The sequence below is a fragment of the Lentibacillus persicus genome (assembly GCF_900112705.1).
In the GTDB taxonomy this organism is placed as follows: domain Bacteria; phylum Bacillota; class Bacilli; order Bacillales; family Amphibacillaceae; genus Lentibacillus; species Lentibacillus persicus.
Genome location: NZ_FOMR01000017.1, coordinates 16,282 through 41,437, shown reverse-complemented (window position 1 = coordinate 41,437; position 25,156 = coordinate 16,282). Strand labels below are relative to the sequence as shown.

Genomic DNA, 25,156 nt, shown 5'->3' with positions numbered 1-25,156 from the left:
TTTATTTATAGAGGGAGGGAGCTTCAATCAAACCCCTGAGAAAATCAAAGTAATTTGGAGTAATTGGAAGAAAATCATTTATTTATAGAGGGAGGTTATGCTATGCCAAAAAAGAAACCGTCAGAACAGAACACGGCAAAACATCATCAAAAGAAGGAAAACCAAACCAGAAATAAGAAATTAGATGGTCCAAATCGACCGTCAACATAAATAAATATAAGAAAAGGATTTGTATCGCGGCAAATCCTTTTCTTATATAACGAGTCTTTTAAATAAAGAATAATAATACATTAACCTTCGACGTCTATAAAATGACTTACTGGTACGGGCATCTGGTTTTTCAATTATTTCTTTCGTCCAATTTTGTTTTATCCCTCTTTTTTTATGCCAATCCTTTCGAATAATATCTTGATGCGTGATAACCGGATAAGCGATCCGAAGCATAGGTGACTTCTTTGTATGCATATTGAGAAACCGCTCATAATCTTTGCGTGAGCCTGTATGTTCTACAGAACGGATGAATTCAAGTAAATACGGATAGACATGGGGGTTAAACATGATCGAAGCAATTTTCTTCCCAACGGTGACCCGTTTATCAATATTTGTAAAATCATGCACATTCACCCCATATATGTCACCTGGTTTGGCTGGCAATAAAATTGCATTTAACAGTAAAAAGTCCTGTAATTGATAAGGCAGACTTAAAAACACATGATGCTTAAAATACGCCTGTTTGATCACAGGCTCTTCAATAACGTTTTGTTCATTGATAATTAATGCGTGTATTAACCGTTGCTTATTAGGGTATTGCCAGAATTTCATCCATTCTTTTTGCATGTAGCGCGAGACTTGAAACTTTGGCAACAAATTGAAAAGTGGTTTACCAACTTTTAGTGACAGTTTATAAATTAGAAGCTGTGGATAAGCATCGGAGAAGATGAGCCAATTTGCACGTTCGTAAGTCATAAAAAGACGCTCACGTTGCTTATTGGATAGTATTGTCTTAAAGGGTGCAGTACATAAATCTGTCATATTCCAGCCTGCATTACGTGAAACAATACCTGCCAGAAGAGCCCACGTAATTTCAGGATACGCCAAATAAAAGTTTTCGTATGCTTTTGTTCGGGAAATGTTATCCAAATTATGCTGTTTGGTTTCAGATATTATATAATGGAAATAGTCATCGTGGTCTTTATGGAAGAACTGCATATACTTACCTCATTTCATGCAATTTATATAGTCAATTTCGGTATTTTTTGGTATGATACTGTAATATGCCCAGAGGGGAGACATCAAATATTGCATTATCCAAACGGCAAACGAAATAACGGAATAAACCAATTGTATGCCGGAAACTATCCAAAGAAATTTAGTAACAGAGGCATGACATTGGAAAAAGATATTAACACAACAAATAAGTTTTACAAGGATACAAATAAAGCTGTTATTCATAAAAAGCCTACACCTGTTCAAATAGTTAACGTTCATTACCCAAAACGAAGCGCTGCGGTAATAACTGAGGGCTATTTTAAACAACCATCCACGACTGACTATAACGGAATTTACCGTGGGCGTCATATTGATTTCGAGGCAAAGGAAACAAGAAATAAAACAAGGTTTCCGCTCTCTAACATACACCATCATCAAATCAGCCATATGAAATCAATAGAAGCACACGGTGGTATTGTTTTTTTGATCATTCGTTTCTCCACCTACGATGAGACTTACTATTTGCCGGCAGCATCGTTTTTTCCATATTGGGATGAACAGTTTAATGACGGGAAAAAATCAATTCCCTACGGCGCAATAAAGGAAAAAGGATATCTAATTCCATTTCATTTTCAAGCTCGTGTTGACTACCTATCAATAATTGACCAGCTTTATTTCTAGATTGGAGGATAATGCGTTATGGCAACAAATGGCCAATCACGTACAGCAAGACGTAAACAAAAAAAGGCTACTAAAAAACCGCTATGGAAAAAACTACTTATGATCATTGGTATTGCCATACTGGTTATTGGCATCGGTGTTGGGACGCTGTTTACTTATTATATTGTCACGGCGCCGGATATTGATGCATCAAAACTGGAAACACCATTTTCATCTAAGATATACGATAAAGACGGGGAATTGTTTGCCGATTTGGGAGCCGGTGAACAGCGCACCAAAGTTGAGTATGATGAGCTTCCTCAAGTACTGATTGATGCCGTTCTTTCGACAGAAGACGCCCGCTTTTATGATCATCCCGGTGTTGACATATGGCGAGTCGGCGGTGCTGTCGTAGCTAACATAACAAATGGTTTTGGTTCTGAAGGAGCAAGTACAATTACACAACAAGTGATCGAGAATTCTTTCCTCTCACCGGAGAAGAAAATAAGCATTAAAGTGCAGGAAATGTGGCTTGCGCTGCAATTGGAACGTGACTATTCCAAAGAAGAAATACTGGAAATGTATCTAAATAAAATTTATTACGGCAATCGGGCTTATGGCGTAGGAAAAGCAGCCGAGTTATACTTCGGGAAAACAGATCTCAGTGAGCTGACATTGCCCGAGGCAGCAATTCTTGCCGGGCTTCCACAGCGGCCCTCTGCATACAATCCGTTTAAGAATCCGGATTTAATGAAAGACCGAATGAATACAGTGTTGAATTTAATGGTGGAAAATGACACAATTTCAGAAAGTGAAGCTGAAGAAGCACGCCAGGTGGACATTCCTTCCCTGCTGACTGATGACACGCCAGACCCAACACCTTATCAGGCATTTTTGCAGCAGGTCACGAAAGAAGTTAAAGAAAAAGTTCAAGGCGCAGATGTTTATACAGACGGACTTAAAATCCATACAACGATTGATACTGATGCCCAAGAACACGTTGAGTTTTTACTCTCTGACAGTGAAGATAACCCGGTTAACTATCCGGAAGCCGTAACCGATGAGGAAGGTAACGAGCATGAAATGGAAGCAGGCATGACTGTTCTTGATACGAGCACAGGTGCCATCCGTGCAATTGGCGGGGCACGGGGTGGTTTGGAAAATGATGGTTTGAATTACGCTACAGACATTAGCCGCCAGCCCGGATCAACGTTTAAACCGATTATAGGCTATGGACCTGCTATTGAAGAGCTGCAATGGTCAACTTATCACCAATTAAATGATGATGGCCCGTATGACATTGCCGGAAGTGATAAGCAAATTAACACATGGGCCGGCCAATACTATGGGTGGGTAACGATGCGATATGCGCTGCAGCAATCACTGAACGTACCAGCAGCCAAGACATTTGAAGAGGTCGGCGGGAGTACTGCTAAACAATTTGCAGAGGGTCTGGGGATATCTTTCGGTGATAATGATATCCTGGTTGGTGATGTGCTCGGCGGTAATATCGGTACAAATCCCCTGGATCTCTCGGGTGCTTACCGTGCCTTTGCGAACGGTGGGGTATACAACGAACCCTACGCTGTTACCAAAGTTGAATTTCCTGATAACGGCAGGACGGTTGATACCAAACCGGAACCAAAAGCAGCTATGTCTGAAGCAACAGCTTATATGATCAGCGATATGCTACAGACAGCCATAGAAGACGGAACTGGCGCTCAAGCAAATGTTCCAGGACTCCCGGATGCCGGTAAAACAGGAACGACAACGCGTGAAAATGTGGAAGGTTCCCCTGATTCCTGGTTCAGTGGCTATACAACAAATTACACGATATCCATTTGGACCGGTTATAACGATAATAATATAACGTTGCCGGATACCAAGATTCCACACGCATTGTACAAAAACACCATGAGTGAACTGTCAAGCGGAATTGACACGGCAGATTTTTCGAAGCCTGACTCTGTAGTTGAAGTCGATATCGAGGATGGGTCCAGACCGGCTAAACTGCCAAGTGATTACACGCCTGAATCTGAAATCGTAACCGAATTGTTTATCGAAGGAACCGAACCATCCGAAACCTCTGAGGAATTTGATCAATTAGATCCTGTTGAAGGCTTGGAGGCTGACTATGATGAAGAATCAGAAACGATACAAGTGGGATGGGATTATGATTCTGAAGAAGACGTTTCGTTTGAGGTAAGCGCCAGTATTGATGATGGTGAAATGCAAGGTCTGTCGTCTACTGACGATACAACAATGGAAATCTCAAATGTGGAATCTGGTGCCACTTACGAAATTCAAGTTGTTGCCACAACCGACAGCAATACGAGCGATCCAGCGACAACAACGGTTCAAATACCAGGTGGTGAGGAAGAAGACATTCCGGCAGTCAGTGGTCTCAGCGCCAATCCATCAGGTTCGGCGATTGATGTTACCTGGCAGTACAATGGACCACCAGCGAATTTTGAAGTAGCAGTATCTCAAGGCGGAAGTGAAATTCAATCACAGACAGTTGAATCACAAGGTATTGTTATTGAAGGTGCTGGTGTTCAGCCAGGTCAAACCTATCGTATTGCGGTAACGCCTGTTGGCCAGAACGGCGCTAATCAGGGTGTCCGCGGAGAACAATCGAGTACAGAAGTCACAATCCCGTCTGATGAACAATCAAATGGATCTGACAATGAAGATGAAGGCGAAGATACCGATGGCGGCAACAATGGCGAAAACGGCAATGGTGAAGAAAATAGCGATAATGGTGATGATAACAACGATAACGGCAATAACGGCAATAATAACAACGGGAATGAAAGCAACAATGGAAATGGCGATGAAAATGGTGAAGAAAATGGCAACTCACCAAATGCCGGAAATAGCGGGATTGAAAATTGAGCTAACAATACAAATGCGGCAGTCTTCTTTAGAAGACTGCCGCTTATCTAATTAGTGGCTGCTTTATCTGTTTTTCGCATACGCTTTTGACCTTCGCGGCATAAATCAAGCAGTGGGCATTCTGGGCATTGCGGATTTCGGGCTTTGCAATGATATCTGCCAAAAAAAATCATTCGATGATGTGTGTCTGCCCATTCATCTTTCGGAACTTTTTTCATTAATGTCTGTTCAACTTCGAGAACAGAATCTTTCCACCGGCAGATTGCCAGTCGTTTAGCAACACGTTCCACATGCGTATCAACTGCTATAGCCGGTTCTCGGAAGGCCACCGATGCCACAACATTAGCAGTTTTACGGCCTACACCGGCAAGTTTCATCAGTTCTGTTTTGGTTTTGGGAACTTCCCCATCATAATCATCAATCAGCATTTGACAAAGCTTACGAATATTTTTTGACTTGTTACGATACAAACCAATTGATTTGATGTCCTGCTGCAGCTCTTCCAATGGAACGGCAAGAAAATCTTCAGGTGTTTTATATTTTTTAAACAATGATGCCGTTACTTTATTGACCAAATTATCAGTGCACTGAGCGGACAACAATACCGCAATGACAAGCTCAAAAGGGTTATCATGGTTTAACTCACATTGTGCTTCCGGATACATTTCTTTCATAACATCAAGACATTGCCGAACTTGCGATTTGTTTAGCACATCCTATTCCTCCTCCAGCCAGTTGTAATAAATTGATGTGTCACGCTTTTGGCCGACTGATTCTTGTTTAGAAGTTTGATTTTCATGAAATGCTTTACTTGCCTGCCGAGCTTGTTCAACCGAATGGATTCCTTTCTTCTGCCATTCCCTGAGAATGCGGTCGATATATTTAAAATTAAGTTTGCCCATTAAAACCGATTCCCTAAGACCTGCTTTTATAAGAGATGGTTGAACATTATCTTCATCCAGCCAAGTGTTTATCATTTCGATTTCAAATGGTGAGAGCGGCCGTCCAAATTCCTGTTCGAACAAAACAAAAATTTTACCATCGTCACGTGGCTGCCTCTCCTCCTCTTCAGAAAACAATTTTTTCCAAAGCGGATTTAGACTGTAACGTTCAGTTAATCGGTTCTGTTCGTTTTCAAGCTGCTCAATTGATAAAAAGTTCCTTTGAATGAGCTTCCGTAAAATATTGGCACATTCTTTCTCACTGATTGTTAAATGGCTTGATATGTCATTGGGTGTTGGGAAATCATTATCATTCTGCAGGAACCGAAGCAATTGCAGTATAACCATAACTTCCTTTTCGTCAAGACCAAGCTCGTTATATTTATCGAGCAATTGAATAGGTACTTGAACTTGATTGAGCAATATGTCCTGAAATGGAATAAATTTCGTCATAAATGGTACACCTCAATACATAGTATAGCATGAACACTCTGCCAAAGTTGTAAATTACAATCGAATTATTGGCATTGAATGCATGCTGTTAATTAGCATTTATGTTAGTTGAACTACTGACAAAATCCCTTGCTGCTGCTTCAGCAAGGGATTTATGTGTACGTTTAAGTTGCTATTAGGGATACAAACGATTAAGCAGTCTTGGAAACGGAATTGTTTCACGAACATGTTCAACACCGGCTATCCATGCGACCGTCCGTTCGAGTCCTAAACCAAAGCCTGAATGTGGCACACTGCCGTATTTACGCAGTTCCAGATACCATTCATAAGCAGGACCTGTTAACCCATGGTCTTCATAACGCTGCTTCATTAACTCTAAGTCATCAATTCGCTGTGAGCCGCCAACTACTTCACCATAACCTTCAGGTGCAATTAAATCTGCACACAGGACAACCTCCGGACGTTCGGGATTTGGTTTCATATAAAATGCTTTAATCTCTGCCGGGTAATTTGTAATAAATACTGGTTTATCAAAACTTTCGGCAATGGCCGTTTCATGAGGTGCTCCAAAGTCTTCGCCCCATTCAATATCATTAAAGCCTTTTTCTTTAACCAATTCAATGGCATCATCGTAACTGATCCGCGGGAACGGTGCTTTAACATTGGCAAGCTTTGATATATCACGGTCAAGCGTTTGCAGTTCAAGCTTACAATTTTCAAGGACAGATTGCACAATAAAGCTCACATATTGTTCCTGAATTTCCAAGCTCTCATCATGATCCATAAAAGCCATTTCCGGTTCGATCATCCAGAATTCAATCAAATGTCGTCTTGTTTTTGATTTTTCTGCTCTGAACGTCGGACCGAAAGAGAAAACTTTGCCGAACGCCATAGCTGCCGCTTCCATGTATAGTTGTCCGCTTTGTGATAAATAAGCATCTTCATCAAAATATTTTGTATGGAATAGCTCGGTTGTACCTTCAGCAGATGAGCCGGTTAAGATAGGCGGGTCTATCTTGACGTAATCATTCTCGTTAAAGAATTGATAAGTAGCTCTGATTATTTCATTCCGTACCTTCATTACCGCATGTTGCCGCTTAGAACGCAGCCACAAATGCCGATGATCCATTAAAAATTCAGTTCCATGCTCCTTTGGTGTGATCGGATAATCAACGGCTTCCTGAATAAGCTCAATGTCAGTCACGTGCATTTCATATCCGAATGGCGATCTGGAATCCTCCGCTATTGTCCCTGTTATATACATGGACGATTCCTGGGTTACGTCCTTGGCTAATTGGAAAACGTCTTCGGTAACATCGTTTTTTGCTACCACACCTTGGATAAAACCAGTGCCGTCCCGTAATTGCAAAAACGCAATTTTACCGCTCGACCTTTTATTAGCCAGCCATGCCCCGATCGTAACTTGCTGATTGTTATATTTTGATACTTTTGAAATCGTGGTTTTCAAAATGTTCCCTCCAAAACTTCATTGATGATTTAATACAAAACGTTCTATGCGACCAGCTGCATCCCTTAAGGCATCAAGCGAAATAGCATATGAGAGCCGTACGTTTTCAGGCGCACCAAACCCTGTTCCCGGAACTAAGGCAACCTTCTCTTCCTCAAGTAATGCTTTCGCCCATTCATCAACAGAGTTAAATCCGTTCTGATTGACCGCTTCCTGAACATTTGGGAACAAATAAAAGGCTCCTTTAGGTTTGACGCACGAAACCCCCGGTATCTCATTTAATAAGCCATATAAAATTTCCAGACGTTCACTGAAAATATTACGCATCTCTTCATTTGGGTCACTCGCGCTCTTCTCGTAGGCTGCCAGAGCAGCATACTGTGCAATCGATGTTGGATTCGAAGTCGAATGTGATGCCAGACTGGTCATCGGTTTTATAATTTCAGAAGGTCCTGCAGCATAACCAATCCGCCACCCAGTCATGGAATGTGACTTGGAGACGCCGTTTACAATAACTGTATTAGCTTTTAGCTGATCTGAGATTGAGGCAATGGAAACATGTTCATCCTCGCTATAAATCAATTTTTCATAAATTTCATCTGATACAATTAGAACATTGTTTTCCAGACAAACATTACCTAATTCCTCAAGTTCTTGCTTATTATACATCATACCTGTTGGGTTGCTTGGTGAATTAATAACCACAGCTTTTGTTTTTTCAGTAATCGCAGCCCTTAATTGTTCCGGGGTTAATTTAAAATCGTTTTCTTCTTTTGCGTTAACATATACCGGTTTGCCTTCTGCCAGCTTAACCTGTTCAGGATAACTGACCCAGTATGGTGATGGCACAATAACCTCATCACCTTTATTTAAAAGTACTTGAAAAAGCGTAAAAAGAGCATGCTTAGCTCCGGTTGTTACGATCACTTCGTCAGTATTATAAGAAAGCTTATTATCTTGTTCAAATTTATTAAGTATCGCCTGTTTTAATTCAGGGATTCCGCCAGAAGGGGTATATTTAGTAAAACCATTCTTCATTGCTTCTTGAGCTGCTTCCAGGATATAATCAGGTGTATTAAAATCAGGCTCACCTGCACCGAGTCCGATCACGTCATACCCTTGGTTTTTTAGCTCTTTTGCTTTCGCTGTAATCGCTAATGTAGCGGATGGTGTTAATGTTTTCACCCTGTTTGCCAATTCCATTTTTATTCACTCTCCCCATTATATAAACGATTAAAACGGAGTACTTCAATTCTCGTTCCATCTGAAACAGAAAAATACTCCATGACATATCGATTTGCATTATCCTCATAGGTTACTTCCCATGCAGGCTGAACATCGTCTCCGTTGATTAAAGCTGGTTTTATGTCAATCATTGTACAGGAATTACACGCTTTCTTCCAGTCAGATTTAATTGTTTCTTTCGTTACAATATCGGATTGTTCAAGTGTTAATACATCAGAATCTTCGTCGCTAAACGGGTAAAAAATAATCTTTTCAGTCTTGTCTTCGGTTTCACCATAAACAATGTAATACGCTTTATCGCCATGGAAGCGCTCGATTTGGCTTACTGTTCTCAGTTCCGTTTCCTGGATAACCGTTTCTTTAATTTGTTCGTAGGATGATGTTTTGTTTTCCTGTACAGCCAGGTATAAATAAATACCAAAGATAAGCGAACTAATGATTAACAGACTAATGATTACCAGCAGCCACTTCAGCCAGCCGGGCATAATTCTTTGTGTGTACTCATTTCCCAGCATCACACCATTTCACCAGTCGTAATTCGTTTCTTTATCTTCATTATTTATCCTCCAATAAGAAATGTTGCATGGTTTCTCAATTTTTACTGCTTATACTACGGATATTATTGCTAAAGCTAGAGGTAACGTTGAAATTAAATAAGCTAAATCACATTATAGAGCATAACAAGTATTTCGGTAAAATTGTTTTTTATTTATTTCAACAAAATTTTTCCTGACCCATACCACACCCTTTAAGACTGATGCATCAGCCGGTGCATCAGCTTTTTTTTTAAATAACACCTGTGAGGTTATTTTTAAAACCATTCTTCAGCTTTTTCCATTATGGCGTGAGTTGAGTCAATTGTTATTGGCACTGAAGGAATCGATTCAGTAAAATACTTGCCATAACGGGCCTTTATAACCCGGGCATCGCATACAAAAACGATTCCTCTGTCGTTTGCTGAACGGATTAGTCTTCCGAATCCCTGCTTAAACCTGATAACAGCATTCGGCAAAGATAAATCAAAAAAAGCATTCTTGCCTTCACGTTTAAGCTCGTTTGATTTAGCCTCATATACCGGATGATTAGGCGGCTGGAAGGGCAGTCTTACGATCATCAGACATGATAAATCATCCCCTGGTATATCGACACCTTCCCAAAAGGAACTTGTTCCCAGTAAAATGGACTGATCAAATGTTTGAAAGTTTTTTTTCAGCCTTGACCTGCTCCCGCTGGAGATGCCTTGTGCGATTAGCATATACTTGTTGATATCGATTGTTTCTTTTAACAGATAATAGGACCTTCTCAGCATATCATACGACGTAAATAACACAAGCATTCGCCCATCGGTTATATGTGCAAGTGAAATGATTGCTTCACACGTGGAGTGAATAAAATCATTTTGTTCACCGTATCTTATGTCAGGAAAATCATTGGGAACCATAAGCTGTACTTGATCCTGATATGAGAAGGGGGATTTTATTTTAGCCGTTATTAGCTGTTCCGGTGATAGTCCAAGCCTTTGCTGACTAAATGAAAATGAGTTTCTTATCGATAATGTAGCACTTGTTAAAATGATGCTTTCCTTTTTACCAAAAAAATTGTCTGCCAGCAATGTTGATATGTCTATTGGTTCACTGTATAGATAGACTGCATTTTTTGCGCCATACGCTTCAATTTCAATCCATTTGACAGTATTATCATCATCGACTAAAAATAATTGCTCTAATCGATCGATAATCGACTGGAGGGTATCCATATAATCGTTTGATACCTCGGCATAGTGTGCATTATCAGCAAAATCATTTGCTGCAAGGTGCTGTTTTACCGATGACAGCAAATGAATCAGATCACGGAAATAAAACGTTAACCTGGTCACCATTTCTTTGATGATGCCCCATGGCTCTGATGGTTCCTTCGTTTCCTCAAAACGGTATTGAATGCGGCCAATATCACTCAACGTTTTGCTGTTTTTTTTCTGTTCGACCACGTATTGAAACAGCATGCGAAATACATCATCTATCTCATTTTTTGCGTTCTCATATGTCGCTTCCCATTCTGTTTTCGAAAAACCACTCTCATCATCCAGGGCTGAACTTTTCCACAGCCTATCGAGCCAGTTCCCATCATCTATTGAGCCGATCTGGTTAAGAACGCCTTGTATGTACACATAATTCAGTGTTAAACCATAATGTTTGGAAGCCGTTTCTTCCAAATGATGCGCCTCATCAATAATAGCTTTATCGTAGGCAGGAAGCAGCTGATAGTCATTAAATAAATCGGTGCAAAGCAATGCATGATTCGTGATTAAAATATCTGCCTTCTGTGCTTTTTGTCGCGCCTTTTGGTAAAAAGATCTCGAAAACCAAGGAGAATATGGGTCGAAACCACTTTCGGCATCAGCAGATACTTGCCTGTAAAATATATATCCACTCGAAGGAAGCTGAATTTCATCGATATCTCCTGTTTCTGTTTCTGTCAGCCAGATAAGAATCATTGCTTTCGTTAACGTAAGATCATAATTATCTGATTGGTTTGCCTCCAGTTCACGTTCAAATTTTTCCAGGCTTAGGTAGTGTTGTTTTCCTTTCATTAAAGCAACGTTAAATCCAAAGGCAATAAGTTTATTGATTAATGGCACCTCTTCATCAAGTAATTGTGATTGCAATTGAGTCGTGTAAGTGCTTATGACAATTTTTTTGTTCATTGTTACTGCTTCATAAATAGCCGGAATTAGATAGGCAAGCGATTTTCCGGTCCCTGTTTCAGCTTCAATCAACGCATGCTTACCGAGACGGAAGGCATCAAATACTGTCTCTGACATTTCGCGCTGGCCGGCCCGTTTTTCGTAGCGGGGCATCGCCTGTTCCATCGTTCCTCCGGCTTCATAAATAGTATCAAGATAGCTTCCAAACGAGGATTCCGCATAGTGTGATTCGGGTTGTTCGTCATTTGTTTTCTTAATTGCGATTCCTCTGTAGGTTTCTATCGTTTCGTCTGAACTGCTTGAAAATGCCAATAACTGCTGCTGTTTACTCAGTAATGCGTATAAATCCGATTTCAGACCGTTTTCTAAATTCAAAAGATGTGTGATGGTTTCGTAAGGTAAGTCCCTTAGTCTTTTTAACAGTTTTAAAAGCAGCTTAGCTGTCATATGAGCATCATTTATTGCTCGGTGCGGCTCCTCATGGCGTATATTCAAGTAATCTGCCAATTGACCCAGTTTAAACCCAGGCGCCTGTGGATATAAAATACGAGCTAATTCAACCGTATCCATGACAGGGTTCGTTAGTTTTTGATGACCTGCTGAAGTCAATTCACCATTTAAAAAACCCATATCAAACGGGACATTGTGCGCGACCAAATAACTATTTTCAAATAAGGCCGTTATTTCAGATGCTTTTTCATGAAAACGTGGAGATTCTTTCACATCTTGATCAGAAATCCCTGTCAAATTAGTAATAAAAGGTGGAATGGGTTTCTCGGGATCAAGAAACGTTGAGAATTCCCCGGTTATTTTATTATTTTCAATAATAACGATTCCAACTTCAATGATCTTATCTGAATTTACTGGTGAGTGCCCAGTTGTTTCCAAATCGACCACAACAAATTTTTCGTTCATAATGGCACCTTTCTCTCTTCAATTCCATTCGACTTCGCCTGAATATATTGTTTGAATACCTTCTTCCGTTTCAGCTATCAACGCACCATCTTCAGCGATTCCTCTAAAAATAGCCTCTGACACTTTATAGTTTGTCCGTATTTTTATTTTTTCCCCGATCTTGTAGCCATACGATTCCCATTTTGTTCTTATCGGTGAAAAGCCTTCTGTCATATACCGGTCATAGGTCTGTTCAAAGTGCTGCAGAATGCATTGGATAAATGGCACAATAGGGTATTCCGTCTCGGTTTCCCGTTTAATTGAAGTTGCTTTGTGTTGGAGTGTTTCTGGAATTTCACTGAATGAATGGTTCACATTTATACCGATGCCGACAATAACATAATGGATCCTATCCTGCTCAGCCTGCAATTCAGTTAATATACCGGCTGTCTTTTTATTGTTGATCATAATATCATTCGGCCATTTAATCTTTGGGGCTGCTGTTGTTTCTTCACTTATGGCATCGGCAAGGGCTGTCGCCGTTAAAAGTGTCAGCTGAGGAGCAGCGACAGGCAGTATCGATGGTCTGAGAATAATGCTCATCCAAATGCCTTTATGTTTTGTTGAATGCCAAAAGCGATCCATTCTGCCCTTTCCTTTTGTTTGTTCATCCGCAATAACTATAGTGCCATGTTCGGCATTTTCCCGCGCAGCATCATGTGCTGTATTCTGTGTTGAGTCTAATGTTGTTTTATGTATAATATTTTTTCCCAGCCAGTTGGTTTTAAGTCCCCAGTGCAAAGTATTCTCACTTACCTTATCGGGCGATTTAACGATTCGATAACCTTTGCGCCGCACCCCTTCAATGAGATAACCATCTTTCTCAAGTTCCTTCATATGCTTCCATATGGCGCTTCGGGATATCTTTAGCTTATCTGACAAAAACTGGCCTGACACATAGTCGTGATTGCTCGTTTCCAAAAGTTCAATTAATCGATTTCGTGTAGATTCCATTTTATCCAGTCCTTTAATACATTTTTACGATTCATGATATTTCCGTACACAACCTCTTTCTCAATTTGAGCCAGTGTTTTGCCAATCCATGGGCCGGGGGATTTATCGGGAAAAAGTTCATTCAGATCGATGCCATTAATCGCCAGATCCTTCTTGGATTTAATCGGGAGAAAATTTTCAATCTGTATAACCTTATTAATAGTCAACGTTTCATTGAATAATAAATGTACCAATGTGGTGAAGTCCTCGTAATTACCTTCATGTAAATGATATACAAGCCATCGGTTCAAACCGTTTAGTTTGTAATTCAATAAGGCTTCGTATAAATTTTCAGCTTCAGATTTAATAAAATTTGAACATTTCCACTGCTTTACCCAGCTTCCGATCGAAATATCCGGTTCTATAAAATGGAGCAGTGCTAAAACTGATGCGAACGAATTTAATGGCTCTAATTTCTTGGGCATGTGATGGAGAATATGAGCATTTTCCTGTAGAATCGGCAGATGTTTTTCAATCTTGACCTTTTTAAAATAATAAAGGCCATGATTTACATAAGCTCCTGAAAAGAATTTTGACGTTTCCTGCACGACCCGTTCCATCGCTATTGAGTCAATTTCACTCACAGCTGATTTCATTGCTTTCAACGTTTGTTCTTCAATTGAGAATCCTAATTGACTTGAGAACCTCAGAGCACGCATGATGCGCAACGGATCTTCCATAAATCTGTCGTTTGCATCGCCAACTGCTCTTATAATGTTGTTTTTAATATCTGTTTTCCCATCGAAAGGGTCAACAATAGTGCCGCTCTTGTCCATTGCAATGGCATTTATGGTAAAATCCCGTCGTTTTAAGTCGTGATCAATTGATTTGACGAATGTCACTGAATCTGGATGCCGCTGATCAGAATAGTCATCGTCAACGCGAAATGTTGTCACTTCATATGATTGATGTAAATGACGGACGATAACCGTGCCGTGCTCCATACCGACTGGAATTACTTTTTCAAAAAGTTCCAAAATAACCTTCGGGGGAGCAGATGTTGCAATATCGATATCACCAATTTTTCTGTCAAGCAGTAAATCACGTACAGAACCGCCAACAAAATACGCTTGGAAACCGTATTGTTCAATTCGGTCAATAATTTCACTTGCCTGCTTAAATTCTTCCGTTATAATCACCGGCATCACCAATTTTTATTGAATTAATTTATCATACAGATCAATATATTGCTCAACAATATCCTGTGAGAAGAAGTTTTTTCGTGCATGTTTCAGAGCATCCTTGGAAAACTGTTTAAGCAGTTTTTCATTTTTAAGCAAGTTAATGGCATACGTTGCCGCTTGTGTTGTATCGCCCGGTTCTACAATATAGCCCGTCGTATTGTGCTGAATCACTTCTGGGATGCCTCCTGTGTTTGTCCCGATGCAAGGTACTTCACATGACATGGCTTCCAGCAGAACTAAGCCAAAACTCTCTTTTTCAGACATCAAAAGTTTTAAATCCGAAATGGACAGTAATTCACTTACATTTTTTTGTTTACCTAAAAATAGAACACTGTCATTGAGATCTAATTTTGAAACGAGCTGATGCATTTCCGAATACTCTGGTCCATCACCAACCAGCAGAAGCTTTGATTTTATTTTGTTATGCACGTGTTTAAATGTATGAATGACATCCTGGACACGTTTTACTTTACGAAAATTGGAAATATGGATCATGACTTTCTCATCCGGTTCGATACCATATTGAGATCGGATTGAGTTGGAAGCAACTTTTGCATATTCCGATTCATTAACAAAGTTATAAATGACCTCAATATCTTTATCGGTACCAACAACATCTCTCGTTTGTTGGACAAGGCTGTGCGAAACAGCTGTGACGGCATCAGATTTGTCAATGCCGTGGCGAATCATTTTTTTTAGGGAATGGTCAATCCCCAAAACCGTAATATCGGTTCCGTGCAAGGTTGTAACAATTTTTACCTGGTGCTGCGCAATATCCTGGGCAAGGATAGCACAAATCGCATGCGGCATCGCATAATGAACGTGCAGTATATCAAGTTCTTCCTGGTCGATCACTTCCGCCATTTTATTTGCAAGTGTCAGATCGAAGGGTGGATATTGGAATACAGGGTAATGATTAAGCTCCACCTCGTGATAATAAATGTTTGGGTGTATGCGATTCAGACGAAACGGGAGACTGGAAGTTATAAAATGTATTTCATGCCCCATTTCTGCCATCATCATACCTAATTCTGTTGCAATTATTCCCGATCCCCCCACTGTGGGATAGCATGTAATACCTATCTTCTTCATGAATCATTACCTTCCTGCTGTCTTTCTTTTAAAATAGCGCGCCAATCGAGCCCGCCAGATTTGAGTGAATGAATCATCATTTCTGCAGCCGCGGGATTGGTGGCAAGCGGGATAAGATGAACGTCGCATAACCGCATTAAAGCACTGACATCAGGTTCGTGAGGCTGTGCGGTCAGAGGATCTCTGAAAAAAATAACAGCGTCCATTTCGTTACTGGCAATTTTGGCACCTATTTGTTGATCACCGCCAAGTGGACCGGACTGGAAACGCTCCACGTTCAGCCCAGTTCCTTCAGTAATCTTCTTTCCGGTTGTCCCCGTCGCGAACAATTCATGATCTTTTAATATGTGTTTATAAGCTACAGTAAAGTTTATAATTTCCTGTTTCTTTTTATCATGTGCGATTAACGCGATATTCATCGTTTCCCCGCCTATTCAAGTAAATTTTCCAGACCGTAAATAAACTTGTCTAAATCCAACACTTTATTGACCGACAATTTTACACCTTCCATAAAGGATGCCCGGTTATAAGAATCGTGTTTTATTGTCAGGGTTTGACCAGGACCGCCAAATAACACTTCCTGATGGGCAACGAGCCCCGGGAGCCTGACACTGTGGATATGTATACCGTCTGAATCAGCCCCCCTCGCGCCTTTAAGTTTTTCTACTTCATCCGGATGACCTTGCTGTTTGCTTTGACGTGTCTCTTCCAATAAATTCGCTGTTTTAACGGCAGTCCCTGATGGCGCGTCCAACTTTTGATCATGGTGCTTTTCAATGATCTCAACATCAGGTAAATATTTTGCTGCAGTCTTGGCAAATTGCATCATAAGAACTGCTCCGACTGCAAAGTTAGGTGCGATGATACAACCAATTCCGTGCGTTTCTGATAAATCCTCCAGTGCAGCAATTTGGTCTTTGGAAAAGCCCGATGTGCCTACAACCGGTCTTATACCATACAGCAGTGCCAATTTTGTATGTTCAAATCCTGCTTCAGCTACAGTTAAATCGATTAGTACATCTGCTTCGATTTCTTGAAAGCATTTTTCCGGATCTTCAAATATTGGAACATCTAAATCAGGAAGCCCATCAATATCATTTAAAGTTTTGCCTCCGTTTTTTCGATCGATGCAAGCAACGATTTCAAAGGTTTCTTCGTCGTCCACCATCTTAACTGCTTCTGTCCCCATTTTTCCGCGGGGTCCTGCAATAATTATTCTCGTTTTCATCATAATCCTCCTGTTTCAATAGTTCTGCATTAAATGTTACGTTCTTTACTTAAAACTATTCTTTATGTGTCCAGCGGTCTTTATCGCGTGTTTCTATTTTTTGCATTGATGAATTGAATGCTTCGGAAAGGTCGATATCAAGTGAATTGGCGAAACAGCTTAAAACAAATATAATGTCACCAAGTTCTTCTTCTACCGTGTTTTCCTGTTCGGCAGGTTTTTTTGGTTTTTCACCATAATAATGATTGATTTCCCGTGCCAGTTCACCTGTTTCTTCACTGAGCCTGGCCATTAGACTCAAGGGTGAAAAGTAGCCTTCTTTGAACTGGGATATATAATTATCAACCCTTTGCTGTATCTGATTTGTATTAAAGTTCAGATGTTCTGTTCTCATATACATCGCCTCTTTAAACTATTGTAATCTCTTTTTATGTTAGCTAAAAGGCAGCGTTTTGACAAATTATTGGGCTTTTGACTTTGCTGACAAATTGTCTATAATGGAAAAAGCATATATGTGGCTAACATGGAGGGGTTTTGATGATTTTTGGGTTGAAGATAAAGAATATAATTTTGATATTAATCGGATCTGCCATTTTTTCGTTTGGGATTGTTCACTTTAATATGCAAAATAACCTTGGAGAAGGTGGTTTTACCGGAATAACCTTGCTTTTCTACTTTTTATGGGACTGGGATCCTGCAATTTCCAATATCGTGCTGAATGTGCCGGTCTTTTTTATAGGTTGGAAATATCTCGGAAGAAATACGTTTATTTACACGATTATAGGTACCCTGGCAGTATCTCTGTTTTTAGCCATTTTTCAAATTGACCCTTTCTTGCTTGATCTGCAGTCAGATATGACCCTGGCAGCACTTTTTGCCGGTGTATTTATTGGGGTTGGGCTTGGTATTATTTTCCGTTATGGTGGTACAACCGGTGGCGTGGATATAATCGCAAGACTTGTCAATAAATACGCCGGATGGAGCATGGGAAGAACCATGTTTTTATTTGACTTTGCGGTTGTTGCAACATCGATTGCAGCTTATCTTGATATGGTACAGGGGATGTATACACTATTAGCTGTCTATATCGGTGCACGCGTCATTGACTTTATACAGGAAGGCGCATATTCAGCACGTGGTGCGACGATTATTTCAAGCAATAGTGATCAAATAGCTTATTCAATTATTAATGATATGGATCGCGGTGTTACAATACTTGACGGCCGCGGAAGCTTTACCGGTGAAAAAAGGGATGTGCTGTATTGCATTGTTGGGCGGAATGAAATCGTACGATTGAAAAATTTAATAAATGAAATTGACCCGCATGCGTTTGTAGCCATGAGTTCAGTTCATGACGTCGTCGGAGAAGGATTTACATTGGATGAGAATAAAAATCCAATAGACTAAATGCTAAAAGAACTGTTATCTATGACAAAATCCATAAACTGCGAACTAACTTTAAAATTTGAGTTTGTGCGTCCTCCACCGCTCAGGAAATACACGCCGCTTTCCGCGGGCGGCTGGTGAGCCTCCTCGGGCTGTGCCCTGCGGAGTCTCACCTATGCCTATGCTCCCGCAGGAGTCGGCGTGTATTTCCTTCGCTCACAAAAATGTTTATGAAAAAGGTCCTAAGTATAACAGAAAAAGAGGGATGACAATTTTCTGTCATCCCTCTTTTTCTGTTATAACTATCTTACTCATTGCTTAAGGCGTAGAGCATGATAAAGCGGACCAGTTCAGCAACTGCAACTAAGGCAGCGGCAACATATGTCAGGGCAGCGGCGTTTAGTACTTTTTTCGTTGGCCGTTCCTCATTGTTTCGGATAACCCCGGTTGAGACCATTTGCGCCATCGCTCGATTCGAGGCATCAAATTCAACCGGCAATGTCACAAGCTGGAACAAAACAGCCGCCGAAAAGAAAATGATTCCTAATAGAAACAATCCCTGACTGAAAATCATACCTGCAATGATAAGGAAAATAGCCATATTCGACCCCGTAGCCGCGATAGGCGCTAAGGCAGATCGGAAACGCAAGAACGCATATTCTTCTGCATCCTGGATGGCGTGTCCTACCTCATGCGCTGCGATAGCAGAAGATGCCATGGAGCGACCGTGGAAATTGTCAGTTGAAAGATTGACTGTTTTCTTTTTTGGATGGTAATGGTCCGATAACATCCCTTTTGTTTCACGAACTTCAACATTATAGATGCCATTGTCATTTAGAATTTTACGAGCGACTTCAGCTCCGGTCATCCCGGATGATGTTGCCACCTTTGAATATTTTTTATACGTGTTTTTTACATTGGATTGAGCCCACAAAGGGATAATCATCAAAAGCGCAATGTATATCAAATAGCCGCCAAGACCACCTAGCATGTTCATTCCTCCATTTTATTTAAATTCAAACTGAAATTTTATCTCTTTAAGGTCAATTTTAGTCAAAAATTCGGCAATAGTCAATTATTATGAATCGTCATCTGTCTGTTTTTTTCTTTCCCCTCTATATTTTCTCCATCCGACATAAGATAATGTAATAGCAATCGACCCACCAACAATCCCTATCATCCAATAAAACGGGGCCATCGTTACATTTGCAGTCGATGTTGCAGCTATTGGAAAATACTGCTGTGCTGAGGCAGCTGCAGGTGCTGAATATGACGCACATATAATTATTCCGATGACAGCAATCAGCATTCGTTTTGTGAATTTCATGGTGATCACCTCACACTAACATCTTCAACACTAATGTATGTGCGGTATCATCAATATATAACCACCACAGTCAGCTCAATTTTTACGCCTTACTGTAAATACATAAGCTAACCCAACCGATAGGATACTTAGCCAGAATGTAAAGTATCCAACTTCATTCATGTATGCGGTGACTGAGGAATATACAGGCATTTGCTCAAACACATAGTCAATGACATCATTGTGAAGTGTCCAGATAGCAGCCAAAACAAGATGCCGAACTTTTATGGCATAAAAAGGCGTGTATAAAAGCCCCTGAACTGCCATTGCACCATGTGATATCATAAGCATGTAGCCTGTCCACCCCAATTCCCCTTCAATCACTAATGTAAGGATGTTCATAACAACTGCCCACACGCCATATTTAAATAACGTAACCACAGCAAGCGCTTCAATGTAGGGGATATTCTTATTAAATAAAAAGAATAGTAACACAATCGTAAAAAATAAGCTGGCTGTAGGGCTGTCAGGTACAAATAATAAGAATATATCGGGGGTTTGAGCCAGCTGATTTCGATACCAGTAATAACCATAAATCGTTCCAATAAAATTAATAATAAACAGCAAACCTATAACACGTTTATCCATAAGCAGATATTTTATCATTATTAAACCCTTCTTAATGACTCGTATTAAAAACACCCTTACCAAGTTTGTCTGGTAAAGGTGTTTAATGAATCAAATTTATTGCTGTTCGTTCACAGAAATAATAAACTCAGCGAGTTGGTCCAATTCTTCATCGGAACCAGTGAACTGATCTGCCGGCATTGTGCCGATACCATTCTGTGCGATATCTTTGATCTCTTCAGCAGAGCGGTCGATACCAATTAGTGATGGCCCTGCGCTTCCGCCTTGAAGATCATCTCCGTGACAGCTCATACAGTTGCTTTCGTATATGGCGTAACCTTCAGCTTCAGTATCAATATCCGCTTGTTCAGAAGGGTGAATCGGCTTGTTTGCTTCAGCACGTTCAGCCCAGTTGACACCTTCAGCTGATTCATAAGTCAGCCATATTGTAGAAATCAGTCCCAAAAGCATCATACCAACTGCTACCGGCCGTTGGTGCGGACGTCTGCCCGGCCCCTGGTCCAGAAAAGGAGCTAATAATAAGCCGCCGAATGCCAAGCCAGGAATAATGACGATGCCAAATAGTATATACGGTCCACTGGCAAAATCATACTTTAACAGTTCATATAAGAACAAGAAGTACCAGTCCGGTAAAGGTATATAACCGGCATCAGTCGGGTCTGCCATCCCTTCAAGCGGTGACGGATGTGCCAGCGTCAGACAAAGAAATCCAACTAAAAACACAGATCCTGCCAGCCATTCTTTTAACAGGAAATTGGGCCAAAACGCTTCTGTTCTGCCGGGATATTCTGAGTAATCTTTTGGTATATTCGGTTTGCGTTCAGCGGAGATTCTGGAATCTCCGACGAACTTCATTCCCTTACCCTTGTGCACAGCTTAACCTCCTCTTCATTATAGTGGTCCGGATATTCCCTGTCTGCGTATTAATATAAAGTGTACGCCCAAGAGAGCGAATAACGCAGCAGGCAGGAAGAAGACGTGGATTGCAAAGAATCTGGCCAGTGTCTGAGCACCAACAATGTCCTCATCACCTGCGAGCAATGTTTTAAGTTCTTCTCCAATTAGTGGAACATCCGCAGCAATATTCAACCCTACTTCAGTAGCAAAATACGCCTTATTATCCCAAGGAAGCAGGTACCCCGTAAAACCTAAACCTAAAATGGTGAAAAACAACAGTACACCTACCATCCAGTTAAGCTCACGTGGTTTTTTATATGCGCCTTGGAAGAACACACGCATCGTATGTAACAATAGCATTACAACTACAACACTGGCTCCCCAGTGATGCATTCCGCGGACAATTTGACCATGTGCCACTTCGGTCTGTAAATAGTAAACAGATCGCCAAGCATTTTCAATATCCGGAACGTAGTACATTGTCAGGAACATACCTGATAGTATTTGAATGACGACTACGAAAAATGTCAGGCCGCCAAAACAGTACACAAAGGCTGAAAAATGATGCGCCGGATTGACATGCTCAGGAACTTCGTGATCTGCAATATCCCGCCATATCGGCGTTATATCGACACGGTCATCTATCCAGTCATAAATTTTCTGCAGCATGACCTGTTAAGCCTCCCCTCTCGGTTGTGATTTACCCAAGAATAACATTCCGTTTTCAATTTTGTGCTCATAAACGGGCAATGGTGCTGTAGGTGGCGTTCCCTCAACGTTCACACCGTCCTTATAATACAGCCCGTCATGGCAAGGACAATAGAAGCGTTCCGGGTGGTCTTCGCTTCCTTCCCATGACACAACACAACCAAGGTGTGTGCAAATTGGGGAAAGGGCAACTATATCACCATTGTCGTCTTTGTAAACCCATGCAGTTTTACTGACAGTTGATTCATACCAGCCATCAACTTGTTCAACTTCCCAATCCACTCGCTGAGGTTCATTTGTAATATCGCCTTCAGCAAGCTGAACATTGGTAAAGTCACTTTCACCTTCGCCCTGTTGCAATACAGGATCAATCGCCATTCTTAAAGGCGAAATCATTATGCCGGCTGCCATAAATCCTCCTACACCTGTAAGTGTATAATTCAAAAATTGTCGACGGGATACTGGTTGTTTATCTTCGCTCATGATTTTCCCCCCCTCTATACGTTTTTCACGGACAAGCTTATAAAATCAGATTACTAGGACAATACCATAATAGCGCAATCTGCTGGACGGGTCAATATAAATCCTTCTGCACTTCCATGAATAATGTCAGAAGATGTCCATCGTTAGGAAGTATATCAGAATCCATCAATAAAGTGAATCTTCAATCAGTGGCGGAATGTTTTTCGCCACTGATAGTTAGATGAACCGCAGCGGTAAGTTTAACTCATTAACCCTTCCAATAAGATCTGATAAGCCCAGTAACTTCTTTAACTTGAGTTCGGACAGCTGATTGTACTTCGGAAGGTTTCATTGACTCAGTTGCAATAAAAGGCAGCCATAGGAGATTGCCTCCGAGCTTTTGTTCGATCTTTTTCCATTCTGCGTCAGAAGTAATGAAAAATACAAATGGAAATGGCTGTGTTTGGATATCGTTCACCCATGTGTCAAGCCTTTCTAACTCAACTTGTTTATCAGCTGATGCCAAATAATGATAATCCGGTGCAAGAAGCACACGACCTGTTAATTCTTTTTCGAGTTCACGATTAAATACGGACAGTAGTTCGTTTTGAAGAGCATCCTTTTCAAGATTTGACTCATTAGACAATTGAAAAGGCAACAAAGGAATAATAATCGTATCGATATATTCTTTTTCCTGTACATAATGCTGTAGATCATGCTTGACCCATTTCATAGTATACAACCAGCCCTTCTCTCTATTCTTCATAACATGAAATTTTTTACCAAATTACATGTTATCCCAATAACACAAAAAAAATCAACCTCTTACGATTCTTTAGGTTGATTTTTCTCTCTTTTATTCAATTGATATAATCTTCTTGTCAAATCAATAAACATCGGACGATCTCTTTTATCCAAAGCTTGATCAATTTGTTCTTGAAGCGACTTACTCTGCTGCTCATAAATGATTTTATCCCACAGCTGCTTTGCTGTTTCCTGATCTTTTTCAGTTATGAAGTAATCATCAGAAATAAATGGATTTTCAACGAGTACAGCAGCAAAAAAACTGTTTTGATAAGACTTGCTGAAATTTAATTGGATATACAAAGGTTCGCCTTGATTCATGCGTATATCGTGAAAAGCTTTTTCAGCATCAGTCGTTACGAGTTGTTTTTTGTAAAAACGAAATGAGACTTGGTTTGAACAATACGCTGTCATGATCACGCCTCTTGGACAGAATTTAGCTTCCCTCACAAAATGCACATTATCCAGCAGTTTGTCATGATTGAGAATATAATTAAGAATCCAGACGCTTTCCCGTTTTTTTAACTGATAATGATTCAAAAACCAGTGAATAAAACTTTTTTTGTCTTTCGCAGAAACAGGCGTTTGCATTTCTGGACGGGCCTCCTCCCGTAAAAAAGTTAACACTAGAGATTTTTTGTTTCTTTCAATCGCTGTACATATTCATCCACTTCTGTATCAAGCGGCTGTTGTTTCAAATAAAGGTCAAACACCTTGATGGCAGTATCGATCCTCCCTTCTTCGGTCAGGAAGTAACCATACTCTTTAAGAAAATCACTGTCATGATTTAAGGTATTATATGCTTGCTGGTAGTGTTTTAATGCATTTTCATACAATTCTGTTTCAGAATATGCGCGGGCCAGTTCCCATTCGTAGAGCGGATCACTGGCTCCCATTTTAGTAATTTCATTAATCAATTCAACAATACTTTCATTATTTTCCTGCTGCTTAAATAATTCAATTAAAAATAAAATGGCTTCTTTATAATCAGGGTCGAGCGTTATAGCTTCTCTGACCCAATGTTCACTTTCCTCTTCGTTACCCATTTGGTGAGCCATTGAACCAGCGAAAAAGTATAGCTCTTTGTTAAATTCATCCACTTGGATACCTTGCTTGGCTGTCTCATACGCCTTTTCAATCATTTCTTCATCCTCGTATGCTTTTGCCAACTGATAATATGCCGTGTGGTAATACATGTCCTGTTCTATCACATGTTTCCATGCCTGAATGGCAATATCGCGCCGTCCTGCATGAAGTGCAGTAAAGCCGTATTTAAACAATGTGTCAGGATCCTCGCTGTCTATATCCTGATACGTTTCAAGCGCAGTCTCGTATTCACCGGAAGCCGCATAGGCTTCTGCCATTCGGTCATTAATCGGAACATTTGCTATTTCTTTTGCATAAGGGAGTATTTTTTCATAATATGTGATCGCCTGACGATAATTGCCGGTGGAAAACAGCAGTTCTCCGAGGGCAAAATCGATTACAGGTTCATTGGGTTCCACTTGTTTAGCAGCCAGCAGCTTCTGTTCAGCCACTTCAAACAGGCCTTGTGCCTGATACAAATCTGCCAGCTGCATGAGTGCCTGAAGATAGTCAGGGTCGTCCTCTCCCACCTCATTCAGCAAATTAATCGCTTCTTCATCGTTATCTTGTTCAATATACACATCAGCCAACATTATTTTAATTTCACTTTCATTTGGAAAACGTTGGGTTAATTCGAGCAAAATATCTGTTGCTTCTGCTAAAAAGCCCCATTGTACAAACAACTCCGCAATTGTAAACTTTTCTTCATCATCCGCTTGGGGCAAATAATCTTCAAGCAGTGCAATAGCCTTATCTGATTGTTTGGATTCCATAAGGTTAACGGCTTCCATTATGGTGGTGTCCATCCTGAACATCCTTTCTGAATTTCGCAC

Annotated in this window: 25 protein-coding genes; 3 read left to right on the top strand and 22 right to left on the bottom strand. The window is 40.5% G+C overall.

Features of this window, described 5'->3' with window-relative positions:
• Positions 1 to 252: 252 nt before the first annotated feature.
• Entirely contained in the window at positions 253 to 1,209 is a 957-nt protein-coding gene (locus BMZ22_RS16240; RefSeq protein ID WP_090087606.1) for a DUF2515 family protein, read from the bottom strand.
• Positions 1,210 to 1,299: 90 nt separating this feature from the next.
• On the opposite strand from BMZ22_RS16240, the gene recU reads away from it, so the two are divergent.
• Positions 1,300 to 1,890: a Holliday junction resolvase RecU gene (gene recU / locus BMZ22_RS16235; protein ID WP_425434293.1), complete on the top strand. Its 591-nt coding sequence runs from the start codon at positions 1,300 to 1,302 to the stop codon at positions 1,888 to 1,890.
• Positions 1,891 to 1,908: 18 nt separating this feature from the next.
• Positions 1,909 to 4,764 carry a transglycosylase domain-containing protein gene (locus BMZ22_RS16230; RefSeq protein WP_090087601.1) on the top strand — a complete coding sequence of 952 codons (2,856 nt, stop codon included), beginning with the start codon at positions 1,909 to 1,911 and terminating at the stop codon, positions 4,762 to 4,764.
• A 47-nt stretch (positions 4,765 to 4,811) separates the two neighbouring features.
• Here the strand turns inward: BMZ22_RS16230 and nth are convergent, their stop codons facing one another.
• The 12 genes from nth to BMZ22_RS16170 all read right to left on the bottom strand — a co-directional run bounded on the left by nth (position 4,812) and on the right by BMZ22_RS16170 (position 17,420).
• On the bottom strand, positions 4,812 to 5,477 hold the full coding sequence (gene nth / locus BMZ22_RS16225; RefSeq protein ID WP_090087598.1) for an endonuclease III: 666 nt from the start codon (positions 5,475 to 5,477) through the stop codon (positions 4,812 to 4,814).
• A 3-nt stretch (positions 5,478 to 5,480) separates the two neighbouring features.
• A complete protein-coding gene (locus tag BMZ22_RS16220) occupies positions 5,481 to 6,158 on the bottom strand; it encodes a DnaD domain-containing protein (RefSeq protein WP_090087595.1) in 678 nt (225 codons plus the stop codon).
• A 175-nt stretch (positions 6,159 to 6,333) separates the two neighbouring features.
• Positions 6,334 to 7,626, bottom strand: coding sequence for an asparagine--tRNA ligase (gene asnS, locus BMZ22_RS16215; protein ID WP_090087592.1), 1,293 nt, complete (start codon positions 7,624 to 7,626; stop codon positions 6,334 to 6,336).
• An 18-nt stretch (positions 7,627 to 7,644) separates the two neighbouring features.
• Positions 7,645 to 8,829, bottom strand: a complete 1,185-nt coding sequence (locus tag BMZ22_RS16210) for a pyridoxal phosphate-dependent aminotransferase (RefSeq protein ID WP_090087591.1) — start codon at positions 8,827 to 8,829, stop codon at positions 7,645 to 7,647.
• A 2-nt stretch (positions 8,830 to 8,831) separates the two neighbouring features.
• A complete protein-coding gene (locus tag BMZ22_RS16205; RefSeq protein WP_090087588.1) occupies positions 8,832 to 9,386 on the bottom strand; it encodes a cell wall elongation regulator TseB-like domain-containing protein in 555 nt (184 codons plus the stop codon).
• 296 nt (positions 9,387 to 9,682) lie between these two features.
• Positions 9,683 to 12,490, bottom strand: a complete 2,808-nt coding sequence (gene dinG, locus BMZ22_RS16200; RefSeq protein ID WP_090087585.1) for an ATP-dependent DNA helicase DinG — start codon at positions 12,488 to 12,490, stop codon at positions 9,683 to 9,685.
• A gap of 18 nt (positions 12,491 to 12,508) precedes the next feature.
• Positions 12,509 to 13,483 (bottom strand): biotin--[acetyl-CoA-carboxylase] ligase, encoded by a 975-nt coding sequence (locus tag BMZ22_RS16195; protein ID WP_090087583.1) that lies wholly within the window; start codon positions 13,481 to 13,483, stop codon positions 12,509 to 12,511.
• Positions 13,459 to 14,667 (bottom strand): CCA tRNA nucleotidyltransferase, encoded by a 1,209-nt coding sequence (locus tag BMZ22_RS16190; protein WP_245745517.1) that lies wholly within the window; start codon positions 14,665 to 14,667, stop codon positions 13,459 to 13,461. The genes BMZ22_RS16195 and BMZ22_RS16190 overlap by 25 nt, the downstream gene beginning before the upstream one ends.
• Before the next feature lie 9 nt (positions 14,668 to 14,676).
• A complete protein-coding gene (bshA, locus tag BMZ22_RS16185) occupies positions 14,677 to 15,798 on the bottom strand; it encodes an N-acetyl-alpha-D-glucosaminyl L-malate synthase BshA (protein ID WP_090087577.1) in 1,122 nt (373 codons plus the stop codon).
• Positions 15,795 to 16,217 carry a methylglyoxal synthase gene (mgsA, locus tag BMZ22_RS16180; protein WP_090087574.1) on the bottom strand — a complete coding sequence of 141 codons (423 nt, stop codon included), beginning with the start codon at positions 16,215 to 16,217 and terminating at the stop codon, positions 15,795 to 15,797. The genes bshA and mgsA overlap by 4 nt, the downstream gene beginning before the upstream one ends.
• 11 nt (positions 16,218 to 16,228) lie before the next feature.
• Positions 16,229 to 17,029 (bottom strand): 4-hydroxy-tetrahydrodipicolinate reductase, encoded by an 801-nt coding sequence (gene dapB, locus BMZ22_RS16175; protein ID WP_090087572.1) that lies wholly within the window; start codon positions 17,027 to 17,029, stop codon positions 16,229 to 16,231.
• Between the two features lie 52 nt (positions 17,030 to 17,081).
• The gene (locus BMZ22_RS16170; RefSeq protein ID WP_090087569.1) at positions 17,082 to 17,420 is read right to left on the bottom strand and encodes a nucleotide pyrophosphohydrolase; all 339 of its coding nucleotides are present in this window, start codon (positions 17,418 to 17,420) and stop codon (positions 17,082 to 17,084) included.
• A gap of 143 nt (positions 17,421 to 17,563) precedes the next feature.
• On the opposite strand from BMZ22_RS16170, the gene BMZ22_RS16165 reads away from it, so the two are divergent.
• The gene (locus tag BMZ22_RS16165) at positions 17,564 to 18,433 is read left to right on the top strand and encodes a YitT family protein (RefSeq protein WP_177183477.1); all 870 of its coding nucleotides are present in this window, start codon (positions 17,564 to 17,566) and stop codon (positions 18,431 to 18,433) included.
• A gap of 286 nt (positions 18,434 to 18,719) precedes the next feature.
• Here the strand turns inward: BMZ22_RS16165 and BMZ22_RS16160 are convergent, their stop codons facing one another.
• The 9 genes from BMZ22_RS16160 to BMZ22_RS16120 form a co-directional block, all read right to left on the bottom strand.
• Entirely contained in the window at positions 18,720 to 19,403 is a 684-nt protein-coding gene (locus tag BMZ22_RS16160) for a zinc metallopeptidase (protein WP_090087566.1), read from the bottom strand.
• A gap of 87 nt (positions 19,404 to 19,490) precedes the next feature.
• Positions 19,491 to 19,739 carry a sporulation protein YpjB gene (locus BMZ22_RS16155; protein ID WP_090087565.1) on the bottom strand — a complete coding sequence of 83 codons (249 nt, stop codon included), beginning with the start codon at positions 19,737 to 19,739 and terminating at the stop codon, positions 19,491 to 19,493.
• Between the two features lie 75 nt (positions 19,740 to 19,814).
• On the bottom strand, positions 19,815 to 20,384 hold the full coding sequence (gene lhaT, locus BMZ22_RS16150) for a lipoprotein heptaprenylglyceryl N-acetyltransferase LhaT (protein WP_090087562.1): 570 nt from the start codon (positions 20,382 to 20,384) through the stop codon (positions 19,815 to 19,817).
• Positions 20,385 to 20,462: 78 nt separating this feature from the next.
• Positions 20,463 to 21,239, bottom strand: a complete 777-nt coding sequence (locus tag BMZ22_RS16145) for a menaquinol-cytochrome c reductase cytochrome b/c subunit (protein ID WP_090087559.1) — start codon at positions 21,237 to 21,239, stop codon at positions 20,463 to 20,465.
• An 18-nt stretch (positions 21,240 to 21,257) separates the two neighbouring features.
• On the bottom strand, positions 21,258 to 21,932 hold the full coding sequence (qcrB, locus tag BMZ22_RS16140; RefSeq protein ID WP_090087556.1) for a menaquinol-cytochrome c reductase cytochrome b subunit: 675 nt from the start codon (positions 21,930 to 21,932) through the stop codon (positions 21,258 to 21,260).
• A 6-nt stretch (positions 21,933 to 21,938) separates the two neighbouring features.
• The gene (locus BMZ22_RS16135; RefSeq protein ID WP_090087553.1) at positions 21,939 to 22,454 is read right to left on the bottom strand and encodes a QcrA and Rieske domain-containing protein; all 516 of its coding nucleotides are present in this window, start codon (positions 22,452 to 22,454) and stop codon (positions 21,939 to 21,941) included.
• Between the two features lie 247 nt (positions 22,455 to 22,701).
• On the bottom strand, positions 22,702 to 23,166 hold the full coding sequence (locus tag BMZ22_RS16130) for a DUF2487 family protein (protein WP_090087552.1): 465 nt from the start codon (positions 23,164 to 23,166) through the stop codon (positions 22,702 to 22,704).
• Between the two features lie 92 nt (positions 23,167 to 23,258).
• Complete coding sequence (locus BMZ22_RS16125) at positions 23,259 to 23,828, bottom strand: ReoY family proteolytic degradation factor (protein WP_090087549.1); 570 nt, start codon at positions 23,826 to 23,828, stop codon at positions 23,259 to 23,261.
• A 35-nt stretch (positions 23,829 to 23,863) separates the two neighbouring features.
• Positions 23,864 to 25,129 (bottom strand): tetratricopeptide repeat protein, encoded by a 1,266-nt coding sequence (locus BMZ22_RS16120; RefSeq protein WP_090087546.1) that lies wholly within the window; start codon positions 25,127 to 25,129, stop codon positions 23,864 to 23,866.
• Positions 25,130 to 25,156: the final 27 nt, after the last annotated feature.